At 63.2% G+C, this 13,272-nt stretch carries 15 protein-coding genes; 13 read left to right on the plus strand and 2 right to left on the minus strand.

Translation table 11 applies throughout. The features are described from left to right. The first annotated feature begins 260 nt into the window (after positions 1–260). The 3 genes from LPB260_RS24200 to rimI are packed head-to-tail and all read left to right on the plus strand — an operon-like array spanning position 261 to position 3,051. The gene (locus LPB260_RS24200; RefSeq protein ID WP_208708388.1) at positions 261–1,808 is read left to right on the plus strand and encodes a 2-isopropylmalate synthase; all 1,548 of its coding nucleotides are present in this window, start codon (positions 261–263) and stop codon (positions 1,806–1,808) included. Continuing rightward, positions 1,805–2,602, plus strand: coding sequence for an energy transducer TonB (locus tag LPB260_RS24205; protein WP_208708389.1), 798 nt, complete (start codon positions 1,805–1,807; stop codon positions 2,600–2,602). Before LPB260_RS24200 ends, LPB260_RS24205 begins: the two co-directional genes overlap by 4 nt. Next, a complete protein-coding gene (rimI, locus tag LPB260_RS24210) occupies positions 2,599–3,051 on the plus strand; it encodes a ribosomal protein S18-alanine N-acetyltransferase (protein ID WP_208708390.1) in 453 nt (150 codons plus the stop codon). The genes LPB260_RS24205 and rimI overlap by 4 nt, the downstream gene beginning before the upstream one ends. Positions 3,052–3,055: 4 nt before the next feature. Here rimI and LPB260_RS24215 read toward each other — a convergent pair whose 3' ends face one another. Beyond that, positions 3,056–3,427 (minus strand): serine kinase/phosphatase, encoded by a 372-nt coding sequence (locus tag LPB260_RS24215; RefSeq protein ID WP_208708391.1) that lies wholly within the window; start codon positions 3,425–3,427, stop codon positions 3,056–3,058. A 225-nt stretch (positions 3,428–3,652) separates the two neighbouring features. On the opposite strand from LPB260_RS24215, the gene can reads away from it, so the two are divergent. From can to LPB260_RS24240, 5 genes are all read left to right on the plus strand, one after another. Then, entirely contained in the window at positions 3,653–4,297 is a 645-nt protein-coding gene (gene can / locus LPB260_RS24220; RefSeq protein WP_208708392.1) for a carbonate dehydratase, read from the plus strand. Positions 4,298–4,302: 5 nt separating this feature from the next. Further along, positions 4,303–5,208: a DMT family transporter gene (locus LPB260_RS24225; protein ID WP_208708393.1), complete on the plus strand. Its 906-nt coding sequence runs from the start codon at positions 4,303–4,305 to the stop codon at positions 5,206–5,208. A gap of 314 nt (positions 5,209–5,522) precedes the next feature. Further along, positions 5,523–6,188, plus strand: coding sequence for a hypothetical protein (locus LPB260_RS24230; protein ID WP_208708394.1), 666 nt, complete (start codon positions 5,523–5,525; stop codon positions 6,186–6,188). Positions 6,189–6,290: 102 nt separating this feature from the next. Next, positions 6,291–6,596 carry a panthothenate synthetase gene (locus tag LPB260_RS24235; protein ID WP_208708395.1) on the plus strand — a complete coding sequence of 102 codons (306 nt, stop codon included), beginning with the start codon at positions 6,291–6,293 and terminating at the stop codon, positions 6,594–6,596. Positions 6,597–6,827: 231 nt separating this feature from the next. Continuing rightward, positions 6,828–7,556, plus strand: coding sequence for an MBL fold metallo-hydrolase (locus LPB260_RS24240; RefSeq protein WP_208708396.1), 729 nt, complete (start codon positions 6,828–6,830; stop codon positions 7,554–7,556). Positions 7,557–7,699: 143 nt separating this feature from the next. Here the strand turns inward: LPB260_RS24240 and LPB260_RS24245 are convergent, their stop codons facing one another. Further along, positions 7,700–8,374, minus strand: coding sequence for a hypothetical protein (locus tag LPB260_RS24245; protein ID WP_208708397.1), 675 nt, complete (start codon positions 8,372–8,374; stop codon positions 7,700–7,702). 649 nt (positions 8,375–9,023) lie between these two features. Between LPB260_RS24245 and LPB260_RS24250 the strand changes: the two genes are divergently transcribed. The 5 genes from LPB260_RS24250 (at position 9,024) to LPB260_RS29515 (ending at position 13,247) form a co-directional block, all read left to right on the plus strand. Then, positions 9,024–9,716: an SOS response-associated peptidase gene (locus LPB260_RS24250; RefSeq protein WP_208708398.1), complete on the plus strand. Its 693-nt coding sequence runs from the start codon at positions 9,024–9,026 to the stop codon at positions 9,714–9,716. A 152-nt stretch (positions 9,717–9,868) separates the two neighbouring features. Continuing rightward, complete coding sequence (locus LPB260_RS24255) at positions 9,869–10,936, plus strand: P-loop NTPase (RefSeq protein WP_305888805.1); 1,068 nt, start codon at positions 9,869–9,871, stop codon at positions 10,934–10,936. Between the two features lie 391 nt (positions 10,937–11,327). Continuing rightward, positions 11,328–11,984, plus strand: a complete 657-nt coding sequence (locus LPB260_RS24260; protein ID WP_208708399.1) for a hypothetical protein — start codon at positions 11,328–11,330, stop codon at positions 11,982–11,984. Positions 11,985–12,028: 44 nt separating this feature from the next. After that, complete coding sequence (locus tag LPB260_RS24265) at positions 12,029–12,679, plus strand: hypothetical protein (RefSeq protein ID WP_208708400.1); 651 nt, start codon at positions 12,029–12,031, stop codon at positions 12,677–12,679. 337 nt (positions 12,680–13,016) lie between these two features. After that, a complete protein-coding gene (locus tag LPB260_RS29515) occupies positions 13,017–13,247 on the plus strand; it encodes a GNAT family N-acetyltransferase (RefSeq protein ID WP_371926131.1) in 231 nt (76 codons plus the stop codon). The last annotated feature ends 25 nt before the right edge of the window (positions 13,248–13,272 follow it).

Genomic DNA, 13,272 nt, shown 5'->3' on the forward strand with positions numbered 1-13,272 from the left:
GCGCAAAGGCGGAGCCAGGCCATCGAGGCGGCGATTGCCGAGCATCTGCTCGGCCTGTATGACCCTTGCTGAGCATGGCCCGCGCCATCGGTCGTGAGCGCCAGCACGCGGCTTATCGATAGCTGGGCTGACCGCATAGCCGTTGCAGGCTTTCCGTGAGCCCGGTTTCACGCCACAATTCCTCAATTGGGTGCCGCCACCAGCGGGCACTATCTGCCTGAGTCCCGCCGCATCCAAGGCCGGGCCACGAGGAGTCGAGCATGAGCAGCAGCGATCGCGTCATTATTTTCGATACCACCCTGCGCGACGGCGAGCAGAGCCCCGGTGCGTCCATGACCGGCGAAGAAAAGCTGCGCATCGCCAAGGCCCTGGAGCGCCTGCGGGTCGACGTGATCGAGGCCGGCTTCGCCATCGCCAGCCCGGGTGACTTCGCCGCGGTCAAGGCGATTGCCGACAGCATCAAGGACAGCACCGTGTGCAGCCTCTCCAGGGCCGTGGACGCCGATATCGACCGCGCCGCCGAGGCGCTGAAGAACGCCAACTCCGGGCGCATCCACACCTTTATTGCCACCAGCCCGATCCACATGCAGTACAAGCTGCGCATGCAGCCGGATCAGGTGGTCGAGCAGGCGGTGCACGCGGTCAAGCGCGCGCGCAACCTGTGCAGCGATGTGGAGTTCTCCTGCGAGGATGCCGGGCGTTCGGAGATCGACTTCCTCTGCCGCATCATCGAGGCGGCCATCGACGCCGGCGCGCGCACCATCAATATCCCCGACACCGTCGGCTACGCCATTCCGCACCAGTACGCCGAGACCATCCGCCAGCTGCTGCAGCGCATCCCCAATGCCGACAAGGCGGTGTTCTCGGTGCACTGCCACAACGACCTGGGCCTGGCCGTGGCCAACTCCCTGGCCGCGGTGGTGGCCGGCGCGCGGCAGGTGGAATGCACCATCAACGGTCTCGGCGAGCGGGCCGGCAACGCCGCCCTGGAAGAGATCGTCATGGCGATCAAGACCCGCGCGGACCTGCTCGGCGTGCACACCAACATCGACACCCCGCACATCCTCAGCACCTCGCGCATGGTCTCCGGCATCACCGGCTTCCCGGTGCAGCCGAACAAGGCCATCGTCGGCGCCAACGCCTTCGCCCACGAGTCGGGTATCCACCAGGACGGCATCCTCAAGCACCGCGAGACCTACGAGATCATGTCGGCGCAGTCGGTCGGCTGGCACACCAACAAGCTGTCCCTGGGCAAGTTGAGCGGGCGCAACGCCTTCCGCTCGCGTCTGGACGAGCTGGGCATCGCCCTGTCCAGCGAGGCCGAGCTGAACGCGGCATTTGCCCGCTTCAAGGAGCTGGCCGACAAGAAGCACGAGATCTTCGACGAGGACCTGCAGGCGCTGGTCTCCGACACCCTGGGCGAGGAAGCGCCGGAGCACTTCAAGCTGATCAGCCTGGAAGTTGCCAGCAAGACCGGCAGCGTGCCCCAGGCCAAGCTGGTGCTCAGCGTCGATGGCACCGAGCATGCGGCCCAGGCCCAGGGCTCGGGGCCGGTGGACGCGACCTTCAAGGCCATCGAGTCGGTCGCCGCGTCCACGGCCAACCTGCAGCTGTACTCGGTCAACGCCATCACCCAGGGCACCGATTCCCAGGGCGAGGTCACGGTGCGCCTGGAGAGGGCTGGGCGCATCGTCAACGGCAATGGCGCCGACACCGACATCCTGGTGGCCTCGGCCAAGGCCTATATCAATGCCCTGAACCTGATGCAGGCCGGGCAGAAGGCCCATCCGCAGGTGGCTGACGTTTGATCGCAGAACTGCGCCGCCGTGCCTATCTGAGCGCCATGCAGGTGGCCAGCTGGCTGCCGCGGGTGGAGCTGCCGTTCGCCGCGCCGTCGCGGCCGGAGCTGCTGGCGCCGCCCGAGCCTGCGCAACCGGCCGACGAGGCGCCGGCCATGCAGGCGCTGCGCGAGAGCGTGGCACCGACTCCCGTCGTCCCACCCAGCGAGCGGCCGAAGGTCGAGGTGCCGCGCCCCGCGGCTACTGGCCGCGGCGCCAAGCCCGAGGCGGATGAATCGGCGGCCGAAGCGCCCGCGGCGGCCAGGCCTGTGGCCGTGGCGCCGCCGCGCTTTGCCCTGCAACTGCTGCGCGCCGGCGACTGCGCCCTGCTGGTCGAGTTGCCCACCGGCGAGCCGCTGCAGGGGCGTGATCCTGCTTATTTGCTGCTCAAGGACCTGCTGCGCGCCGCCGGATTGCCGGACAGCCCGCAGCTGGTCGGTGAGCCGGTGCGCTGGCCGCTGCTGGTGCGCGGCAATATGGACCAGGGGCCGCAGGCGGCGCTGGAGTTCGTGCAGAGCTTCGTCGGCGCCCGCCTCGAGGAGCAGGCGCCCTGTGCCTGCCTGTGGCTGGTCGGCCTGCCGGCCGTGCGTTTTGCCGGCGAGGCCGACGCCGAGTCCTATAACCGCGAGTTGCAGATCGAGGGACTGGGCGCGGCCTGGGCCTTGCCGGGCCTGGAGCTGCTGATGGAGGAGCCGCAGCGCAAGCGCGAACTGTGGCAGGCGATGCGGCGGGTACGCCAACGCTGGATGAGTCAGGCGCAATGAGTGATGCAATAAGCTTCCGCCCGATGACCGAGGCGGATCTCGAGGCCGTGCTGAAAATCGAGTACGCCGCCTTCAGCCATCCCTGGACCCGCGGCATCTTCACCGACAGTATCAAGTCCTACGACTGCTGGGTGATGTTCGAGGGTAGCCAGCAGGTCGGCCATGGGGTGATCAACGTGATCATCGACGAGGCCCACCTGCTCAACATCACAGTCAAGCCGCAAAGCCAGGGGCGCGGCCTGGGCCTGCGTCTGCTCGAGTTCCTCATGCAGCGGGCCATGCAGCTCAAGGCCGGCGAATGCTTCCTCGAGGTGCGCGCCAGCAACCAGGCGGCTTACCGTCTGTACGAGCGTTACGGATTCAACGAAATCGGCCGGCGGCGCGATTACTACCCGGCAGTCGGGGGGCGCGAGGATGCCCTGGTGATGGCCTGCACCCTGATCGACTGAGCGCCTAGCGATCTTCCTTGGGCGTGGCGCCTCGAGGTGCCCGTTCGTCATCCTTCAGGCTGAAGTCGAGGTCATCCTCGTCGATGATGCTCAGTTCATGGTCTGCCGGCTGGTCGCCACCTTCCTCGTAGGGCGAGCGGGCGCCGTCTTCGTGGATCAGGTCCTCCAGGTCCGCATCGTCCTTGTCGGGGCCATGGCCCGGCGGGGCATCGTCGCTCAGGCCGGCTTCGCGGCGCTGGATGTGCTCGAACTCTTCGATCAGCTCATGCTCATCCTCGAGTTCATCGAGCAGCGGCTCTTCGACGTCGTCCAGAACCGGATCCTCTCGCGGCTTCTTGGTCGAACCGGACCCGCTCGCGGGTGGGGTGACAGGCATCAGTCCTTCTCCTCTGCAGCGGTTACCTAGGGTTTACGCTAGCAGTGGCGCAAGCGTGCGCGGCCGCTGCCTGACCGGCGGCCCCGCCGCAGAGGCCCGACCGTGGCTCGCAGGCAACTACCGGTGATGGCCGGCAACCCGACCTGTGACTGCGTGAGGCGGTAACCTGTCAAAAGCCACGAACGCTCCGTATGGTGAGCATCGGCAATTTACGGAGCAAAAGGCATGAGCGATCTACAGCACCTTTTCGACAACAACGCCCGCTGGGCCGAGGCGATCAACCAGGAAGACCCGGAGTTCTTCGCCAAGCTGGCCCGCCAGCAGGTGCCGGAGTACCTGTGGATCGGCTGCTCGGACGCGCGGGTGCCGGCCAACGAGATCGTCGGTCTGCTGCCGGGCGACCTGTTCGTCCACCGCAACGTCGCCAACGTGGTGCTGCACACCGACCTCAACTGCCTGTCGGTGATCCAGTACGCGGTCGACGTGCTCAAGGTCAAACATATCCTGGTCACCGGCCACTACGGCTGCGGCGGTGTGCGCGCCTCGATGCAGGACACCCAGTACGGCCTGATCGATGGCTGGCTGCGTTCGATCCGCGATCTCTACTACGAGCATCACGAGGACCTGGCACAGCTGCCCGACGAAGAAACGCGGGTCGATCGCATGTGCGAGTTGAACGTGATCCAGCAGGTGGCCAACGTCAGCCATACCACCATCGTGCAGAACGCCTGGCATCGCGGCCAGGCGCTGTCGGTGCACGGCTGCATCTACGGCATCAAGGACGGACGCTGGAAGAACCTCGACGTCACCGTCAGCGGTATCGAGCAGTTGCCGGCGCAATACCGCCTGCGTCCGCTGCGTCAGGTCTGAAGCCAATGACCAGTTCACGCGGCATGGCCACGCTGGGCCTGCTGCTGGCCGTGCTCTGCTGGTCGGGCAACGCCCTGGTGGCGCGGGCCTTCGTCAGCGAGATCCCGCCCTTCGCCCTGTCGTTCTGGCGCTGGAGCCTGGCCCTGGCGCTGCTGCTGCCCTTCGTCGCCGCGCCGTTGTGGCGCCACCGCGCGGCCTTGCGCGACGCCGGCTGGCGCCTGCTGGTGCTCGGCGGCCTGGGCATCGCCGCCTACAACTCGCTGTTGTACAGCGCGGCGCAGACCACCGTGGCGATCAACATCACCCTGGTCAACACCTGCCTGCCGCTGATGACCTTTATCGGCGCCGGCCTGTTGCTCGGCGAGTGGCCACAGCCGCGCGCCTGGTGGGGCATGGGTCTGGCGGCCATCGGCCTGCTGGTGCTGATCGGCCAGGGCAGCCTGGCGGCGCTGATGGCGCTGTCGTTCAACCCGGGCGACCTGATCATGCTTCTGGCCGTGGCCGATTGGGCGCTGTATTCGTTGCTGTTGCGGCGCTGGGCCAGCTACCTGCTGCCGATCCCGCCGCTGGCCTTGCTCGGCGCATTCATGCTGCTGGGCCTGCCGCTGATCCTGCCGTTTTACCTGGTCGAGCTGGCCCGTGGCGCGCACTTCGTGGTCACCCCGGGCACCCTTGGCGCTATCGGCTACACGGCGGTATTCGCCTCGCTGCTGGCCTACCTGGCCTGGAATCATGGCGTGCGGGTGCTCGGCGCGGCCAAGGCGGCGCTGGCCAACTACCTGATGCCGGTGTTCACTGCCGTGCTCGGCTGGCTGCTGCTGGGCGAGGGGCTGCAGCCCTTCCACTGGTTCGGCGGTGGCCTGATCTTCGCCGGCCTGTTGCTCGGCACGCAGCGCTCGGTCAGGGGCTAACGCGGTAGCGGCCGCAACCTGCGGTTCCATACGGCGCCTGGCGGGCTAAATTGCCGTTACTGCTGAGCAGGGCCGGCCATAGGAAAACTCCGTCTAGGAAAAAGCCGCCTGACGTCGCGGATTGGGCGCTCAGGCGCGCCGGTTGGTCTCTACTTCTTGAGTGAGTTCGCGCCTGTTCGACAGCGGCAGTCGTGCCGCCAGGGACCGCTCTGGCAAATCCAGGGCGCGAGGTGCGGCCTGGGTGATAGCGAGGCCGTTGAGGCATCGCTGGGCTGATGCGACAGCCAAGGGCACAGCCAGCAGGGTGAGGCAGCATGAGAACCAAAGGCATTCGGCCACTTCTTAGGACCTCGATCATCCTGTGCGGATGGGCTGCTGCAGCGCTGGTATCTGCCGCCCAGGAACTGACCGAGCGCTCCTATGCCGGGGCCGGCTCGTCCATGGGCGTGATCCTGCTGGGAGTGGGCTGGGGCCGGGCGTGGGGCTATTGTGGGTTCGAGAATGTGCAACTGCGCAGCCTTGGCTTCGACCGCATGCCGGTGCGCAAACTCGGCGACCAGGCGGCCGCCGATATCGAGCTCGAGGGGCCCGGGCTGCTGGCCAAGCCGGTGTCGCAAGACTATGCGCTGCTGGTGGAGCCGGGTGAGTACGCCCTCACCGCGTTCCATATCAAGGCCGCCAGGTCGGTCAACGACGTCGGCGCCTTTCAGGCGCGGCGCACTCAGCTGCTGGACGGCGGCACGCCTCTGGCGGGCAGCTTCAGCGTGGCCGCCAATGAGGTGGTCTATGTCGGCCACTTCGGCCCCGAATGTCTGCAGGCCGGGCAGCCGATGATCTGGCGTTACTACTTGAGCGACGCGCCAGCCTTCATGGACTACCTGGCGAAGGTCAAGCGCCGCTACCCATATCTGGAGGTGGACGCGGCACAGTTCCGGCTGTTCCAGACGAGCACCATCGGTGAGGCGTTCCAGTTGCCTTGAGTGCGAGGCTCAGCTGGGCGTCTCTTGGCTGCCGCCTTGCAGGGCAGTAGCCGGGCGTATGCGGCAGCGCCTTGGCATGCCGCCTCAGCAGGACATCACCCAATGAAGATGCTGCTTTCGGTTGAGTTCCCCCATGAACCCTTCAACGCGCTGGTTCGCAACGGCACCTGTGGTGAGGTCATCGGCCGAATCCTGGATACCATCAAGCCCGAGGCCGCCTACTTCACGGAGGAGGGCGGCAGGCGCGCGGGCGTCTTCGTGATCGAGGTGAAGGAACCCTCCTCGGTGCCGGCGATTGCGGAGCCTTTCTTCCTCAACTTTCAGGCCGACTGCCGGTTCCGCATCCTGATGAGTCCGCAGGACTTGCAGCATGCCGGGCTCGACGCACTCGGCAAACAGTGGGGCTGAGTAACGGGGAGGACGCCGACCCTGGGCGGCCAACCTCCCAGTTAAACGGATGGCCAGGGGATAGTCAGCCTGATGGCCAGGTGTGTGGGCTTATTGGCCGACATTCCCTCCGGACGGGGCGTAGGCTGGCTCTGCGAAACCCGGCGAGTGGCGCGTTATCGCCTAGGTTTCGGACTGTCTGCATATAGAGCCATACAAGGCGAACATTCACGGATACAACGAGGAGGCGTCATGGCCGTTACCAACCATCAGTCCGGCACCAATGTGCATGAGGTGGCCGACGGCATCTACCGCATCAACACGCCGCTGGTCATCCCCGGTGCCGGTGGTTTCTCGTTCAACCAGTACCTGATCGTCGACGACGAGCCCCTGCTGTTCCACACCGGCCCGCGCAAGCTGTTTCCCCTGGTGCGCGAGGCGGTCGCCAGCATCCTGCCGGTCGAGCGCCTGCGCTATATCGCCTTCTCCCATGTGGAGTCGGACGAGTGCGGTTCGCTCAACGAGTGGCTGGCTGCCGCGCCGAACTCCGTGCCGCTATGCGGGGTGATCGCCGCCATGGTCTCCATCGAGGACCTGGCCGACCGCAGTCCGCGAGCCATGGCCGACGGTGAGCGCCTCTCGCTGGGTTCGCGGGTCGTGCGCTGGTTCGACGCACCGCACCTGCCCCACGCCTGGGAATGCGGCTTTCTCGCGGAAGAGCGGACCGGCACCCTGTTCTGCGGCGACCTGTTCACCCAGGGTGGTAGCGACCTGCCGCCCATCACCGAGTCGGACATCCTCGGGCCCAGCGAAGCCTACCGGCATGAACTGGACTACTTCTCCCACACGAAAAATACCCGTTCGTTGCTCGAGCACCTGGCGAGCGCCAAGCCCACCACCCTGGCCTGTATGCATGGCAGCGCCTGGAAAGGCGATGGCGCGGCGCTGCTGCGGGCCCTGGCAGACTCGCTGAGCCGGTAGCGCTGCGCTATCAAGCCTCGGCAGCCGGGTCACGGGCGCGATGTCGGCGCGGGAACAGAATGCAAGACGCCCCCGAACGGCTTGGCGTTCGAGGGCGTCAGGGGCCAGGCCGATGTTCAGCCTGGCGAAGGAATCAGCGTGGCTTATCCCGCTGCCAGTGCCGGGTTGCGAATGACCGGGGCAAGTGCGAGATCGCCTTGCTCTTCGCGGGCTTCACGCTTCATCGCCCACTGGGTGAGCAGCACCATCGCGGCGAAACCACCGACGATCATCACCGGATAGGCAGCGAGAATCTCGGTCAGCGAATACTTCCAGGACAGCGGGCGGCCGATGCCCAGCATCGCCGCATAGAACCAGGACACGCCCGACAGCGCACCGGCGAACAGGGCGAACATGCGCATGCTGAAGTTCAGCTTGAGCAGCGAGCCGGCCTTCTGCAGGGCGGGCAACACCAGGCCATGCAGGAGCATGCCGTTGAAGGTCAGCAGCATCACGATGGTGATCTTGGCCTGCAGCTTGGGGTTGAGCAGGTAGGACAAGCCGCTGGCACTGATATCCAGCCAGATGATCGCCACGCCGCTGACCCAGAGGACCGCCAGGGCGGCGGAAACGGATTTCTGCAGGCTTTCCATATGCTGGCTGTCTTGCAGGTGGGAGTTTCCACCCTTGAACAATTCTTTGATCATCGCGAAGTCGCTGGTCAACACCATGCCGATGGCGACACAGCAGGCGATCAGGTGCGCATAAACAATCCCTAGGCGCATAAACTCCATGGTGGTCTTCTGCTCGAACAGCGCAGTAATGATAGTGAAATCCATGGGTGCCTCTTTTTATCAGGTGAGCCTCACAATCAGGGCGTTGTGGGCATTAGGTTTTTACATTTGCAGTTAAGAAACGCTTCCAGAGCCGGTCTTCGGTTTCAGGATGAAACTGTCGATCCGGTTACCACCTGGCGAATGAGCCTTCAGTCATTCGATTTCCTCTTTCAAAAGTAAAAGCTCCCCCTGCACATGACTCGTGCCTGTGAGAAAAAGCTCCTGGTTTGCTGGAAGGCGGGGCGAATGCCTCCGCCGTCATCTGGCTACTCTCAGAGCGGGCTGAAATCGGTTTGTTCATTTTTTGAGCAGTGACGGCGACGAACGGTAGTGCCGTTCAGGGCGCCGGAAATACTGGCTATTTAGCGGCCAGGCAGCCCCCATCCGCTCTGGTCCGAGGCCTGGCCGGTGCATCGCGTGCCAATACCGAGGTCCACGGCGAATAGGCGTTGCCGGGTCGCAGGCGGAGGCAGACGCGGCTCTACTTCTCTTCCGCGGGGTTCATGATTTTCGGCCGCTGATGGTTGGGTTGCTCGAGTGGCGTGATGAGCCTTGCAGGCACGCCTCGTCTCCCATCCAACCGGACTAACCTGAATACAGCGGTGGGCTCGACACGCCGATCTCGACCAATCCCGACGCTTCGGAGGTGTCCATGTGCGGTCGATACGTCAGCCCCGATGAAGCCGCCATGGAGCGTTACTGGCACATCGGCGCAGGCAACTCCGGGCGGTGGATTCGGCGTATCTACAACGTCGCCCCGACAATGACCGTGCCCGTGGTGCTAAGCAACGAAGAGGGTATAGCCGAAGTGCTGCCGGCTCGCTGGGGGCTGATTCCGGGGTGGTGGAAGAAATCCAGTCTGCCGACCCTGACCTTCAATGCCCGCCGTGAAGAGGCGGCCGAAAAAACCATGTGGCGGCAAAGCTACCGGTCTCGCCGCTGCCTGATGCCAGCCCAGGGCTGGTATGAATGGAACGCTCAGGAACAGGCAGTCAGTCCGAGCGGCCGCAAGGTCAAGCAGCCGTACTACATCCATTGCCCCGATGATTCGATGCTAGCCTTCGCTGCGCTGTGGTCCACCTGGCTGGGCCCGGATGCGCGGCAAGTCCTGTCCTGCGCATTGCTCACCACGGAAGCGTCACCGGCCATTCACGCCATCCACCAGCGCATGCCCGTTGTCCTGGCCCCGCAGCAGTTCGACCTGTGGTTGTCGACCAACCTGTCGGCTGAGCGGGTTGGCGAGGCGCTGACCCACGCTCGGCGTGACCTCATTGCCCATCCCGTCAGCACCGAGGTCAACGACGCCCGCAACGACTACTCCGCGTTGCTCCAGAAACTGAACTAGCCCTTGCCGCCTGATTCGCCTGGCCTGCGTCCTCCCAAACTTCCGGAGGCGTCGCCATCCATCGGGAATCAAACGCGTGTGTAGATTTCCATTAGTGTCACGATTGGCATCAAAGGCATTTATGACATAATCGTGAGGTCAGCTTGTGATGGATGACCTGGATCAGCCTGGGCGATGCGTTGAGCGCGCTGCGGAGCCATCGGTTGAGCTCGCTGATGCTGATCGGTCGGCCGCTGCGAGGCGAGACGAATGATGGGCTCACCAGTAAGGGCATCGCCAGTGAGGGCAGCGTTGTGGCAAATCGTGGGGGGAATCCTGTTCAGGTCGTTGCCGTGACCAGCGGCAAGGGCGGTGTCGGCAAGACGAATGTTGCGGCCAACCTCGCCCTGGCATTGGCCGACCTGGGTAATCGGGTCTTGTTGCTGGATGCCGACCTGAGCAAGGCGAACCTCAATGTATTGCTGGGCCATGCAGCCGAGCGCAGCCTTGCAGACGTAATCAACGGCAAGTTCCGCCTGAGCGAAGTGGTCCACGAGGGTAGGAGTGGCGTTCGCGTGGTTTCCGGCAGTTCTGGCGATCCCGCGATGGGGCGGCTCAGCGCCATGCAGCATGCCGGGCTGATTCACGCCTTCAGCGAGATCGGTGACGCCATGGACTACCTGATTATCGATACGGCCTCGGGCATCAGCGACACGGTGCTGAGTTTCGTGGGCGCCTCCCGGGAAGTGCTGGTGGTGGCCGGTGACGAGCCCAGTTCGATTGCCAGTGCGTCCACGCTGATCGAGTTGCTCAATCGTGAGCATGGCACCACGCGTTTCCATGTGCTGGCCAACATGACCCACAGCCCTCAAGAGGCGCACTTGCTCTTCAGAAAACTGGTGAAGAGCAGCGAGCACCTCCCCGAGGTACTGCTGTCCTACGCCGGCGCCATACCTTTCGACAACTTCGTGCGCCGAGCCGCGCAGAAGGGGCGGGCAGTCTATGAGGCCTACCCCCGTTCAAGGAGCGCGGCGGCCTACAAGGTGCTCGCGCAGCGGGTCTGCCTCTGGCCGTTGCCTGGTGGACCGAGTGGCCGGGTGGAGTTCTTTGTCGAGCGTTTGGTTGCGAGCCCAGCCGCGCCAGTTCGACGTCCGCGCATTCATTTGGCCGCGGACTATCAAGGCGCCGATCATCACGCCGCCTTGTGGCCTGATCTGGCCCGCGTCAGCCTGATCGGCTGAGGCGATCGCCGCGGCTTCTCTACAGTAGTGCAGCCGTTTCCCGAGCAGGTCGCTGTTCATCAGGGCAAACTGAACCGGGCGGCGACCCAGGCAACTGATCCCGCCATTGAGCGGAGGTTAAGCGCCATGAACATCCGACCAGGCAGCCCCACCGACAGTAAGCGCCTTGCCGAACTGATTGAGAGTTTTCAGCCACTGCCTACGCTCGACAATTGGCCTTGTTCTCACGGACCTACTAGAGTCTCGGAAGGGCCGCCGCTGCTACGGCTGACCCATGGATGTGTACTCCATGGACGCTCGACGCGTTAGGTCGGACAGCGTGCAGTTAGAGGCGGTCCAATAGCCTCTATCGGTAGGGGGCTACCTCGATGCATTACGTATAGGTGATGCTATGAATCCGGTAGGTGCGCTACGCCTGGCTCTCTTCACTCTGGCTGTCACCGTACTTCTCGCTGGCTGCGCGACCAGTCCGTCTATACCTGCTATATCTCAACCGAGCGCATCCGCCTTGGTTGTAGATTTAACCTTGAATGCACCGGTCAGTGTATTCACCAATAAACCTGATCAGGTCTATTTTGTCAGGGTCGATAACCAAGACGGTCTTCTTCAACAAAGTATTATCCGCTCCAACTTCGTCAAGGACGGTCGAGCCTATCTACTCAATGCACGACCAGGTACCTATGCTGTGGTTGGCGCGTTTTTTTTGCCACCCATGCAAGCAGCCAGAAGTACCTACACCACCTATTTCTCCAGGGCGATTGTAGAGCAGTCAGTTGTCACTGTTCATGAGAATCAGTTTGTCGTTATGGGGCGCTATGTCGTCAACACATCAGTAGGGCTTGATGGGGCTGATGAGACCCAAGAGCATTATAAAAATGTAATCGCACCTGGGGAGGCTACTGGCCTGCTTGCCATGTCCTTCGGTGGGGCAGTTCATTACCGTGGTGTTCTGCATCAACTAAACAATGACGAGAAAACTCGAAATGAAATCCTTCGACTCGCCAGGCAGGATCTGGCCGGTAGTGGTTGGGCCGATTCTATAAAATGACGTGCTTTCGCCGTCTCGTTTGTGCACTAGTGGAGATAAGGCCAATGAAGACTGTGCTAGCGGTCCTTGTGCTGATGCTTGCTGGCTGTGCGGGGCAAATCACCAATCCCAACGTCGCCGACGTTGATCGGTCCAGCACCCTTTCGGTAGTCGATCGGCGGCCGGAGTCGGAGAAGGAAGCAGAGACGTTTAGCTATTCAATCAGCAACGCTGCGTATGCGACCTATCGTGTGGCTGAAGACGCCGTTTCACCGCCCGGTACCATTCTCCTACGCCATCGTGCGTATGAAAAATTCGGCGCGGCAACGCCGAGCCTTGAACTCGTTGTCCATCATTTTGTTGTGTACTGCAACCTGCAATCAGAGCTTCGCCGTAGCACATTTGGCGGAGTGTTTGCGGGTGCCTTGGGCGCAGTAGTAGTGGGCCAGCTACCGACGACGGTTCCAAATACAGCATGTACATCGGTTGATCGTGCTGGATTCGAGTCGCTAGCATCGGCCGAATACAAACGGGCACTGTACTCGGCGCGAGAAAATCCCAGTCACGCCAGCGTGTATATCGTCTACATAGACGCGGAGATAAATGGCAAACGTGTATTCACTCGAACCATGATGCCGTTTAAAAATGCGGTTGATGCGGACCCTCAGGTAGCTGCCCTAGAGGCGGCTGTTGGATGCCAGCTGTCACAACATTAATAATAGTGAATTACCTCCAGACGTTAGGCGGCGCAAAGATCCATCATGCAGTCGACGGGTAATGTACGAAGGCTCGAAGCAACAGATTGGCTGCTATATAGTCAGCTGCGCCTGCGCGGTCTGACCGAGTCGCCTGACGCCTTCGGCAGTACCCTGGCACTTGAGCAGCAGCGCTCCGCGGAAGAGTGGCAGCGTCGTACGTCCAACGGGGCCGCGTCATCCTCGGATCTTCCCCTCCCGGCTCTCGTGCACAACTATCCTGCTGGACTTGCTTGGGCCAAGGCAGATCCCTCCAACCCCTCTCAGATCAACCTGTTCCAGATGTGGGTCGCCCCCGGTGCACCGAGGCATAGGGCTGGGAAGGCAGCTTTTGCAAGCGGTGATCTCATGGGCGCGAGCGCGCGATGCCACTGCCGTCTGCCTTGGCGTCACGCTGAACAATGGCCCAGCGACGCACCTCTACCTTAAGGCTGGCTTTGTACCAAGTGGTGCAACTGAGCCTTTGCGTCCCGGCTCGGCCTTGCTAGTCCAGTCCATGACGCTCTGCCTTAAAGAAGGGGTTGTCTAACGCTGGCCAGGAGCGGAGGCGCAAC

This window comes from Pseudomonas sp. LPB0260 (assembly GCF_013388395.1).

Excerpts from the sequence above, each read along its gene's own strand:
- LPB260_RS24225 (WP_208708393.1), top strand. The coding sequence starts at position 4,303 with ATGACCAGTTCACGCGGCATGGCCACGCTGGGCCTGCTGCTGGCCGTG.
- LPB260_RS24235 (WP_208708395.1), top strand. The coding sequence starts at position 6,291 with ATGAAGATGCTGCTTTCGGTTGAGTTCCCCCATGAACCCTTCAACGCG.
- LPB260_RS24240 (WP_208708396.1), top strand. The coding sequence starts at position 6,828 with ATGGCCGTTACCAACCATCAGTCCGGCACCAATGTGCATGAGGTGGCC.
- LPB260_RS24215 (WP_208708391.1), bottom strand. The coding sequence starts at position 3,427 with ATGCCTGTCACCCCACCCGCGAGCGGGTCCGGTTCGACCAAGAAGCCG.
- LPB260_RS24260 (WP_208708399.1), top strand. The coding sequence starts at position 11,328 with ATGAATCCGGTAGGTGCGCTACGCCTGGCTCTCTTCACTCTGGCTGTC.
- LPB260_RS24200 (WP_208708388.1), top strand. The coding sequence starts at position 261 with ATGAGCAGCAGCGATCGCGTCATTATTTTCGATACCACCCTGCGCGAC.
- can (WP_208708392.1), top strand. The coding sequence starts at position 3,653 with ATGAGCGATCTACAGCACCTTTTCGACAACAACGCCCGCTGGGCCGAG.
- LPB260_RS24245 (WP_208708397.1), bottom strand. The coding sequence starts at position 8,374 with ATGGATTTCACTATCATTACTGCGCTGTTCGAGCAGAAGACCACCATG.
- rimI (WP_208708390.1), top strand. The coding sequence starts at position 2,599 with ATGAGTGATGCAATAAGCTTCCGCCCGATGACCGAGGCGGATCTCGAG.
- LPB260_RS24265 (WP_208708400.1), top strand. The coding sequence starts at position 12,029 with ATGAAGACTGTGCTAGCGGTCCTTGTGCTGATGCTTGCTGGCTGTGCG.
- LPB260_RS24230 (WP_208708394.1), top strand. The coding sequence starts at position 5,523 with ATGAGAACCAAAGGCATTCGGCCACTTCTTAGGACCTCGATCATCCTG.
- LPB260_RS24250 (WP_208708398.1), top strand. The coding sequence starts at position 9,024 with ATGTGCGGTCGATACGTCAGCCCCGATGAAGCCGCCATGGAGCGTTAC.
- LPB260_RS24255 (WP_305888805.1), top strand. The coding sequence starts at position 9,869 with ATGACCTGGATCAGCCTGGGCGATGCGTTGAGCGCGCTGCGGAGCCAT.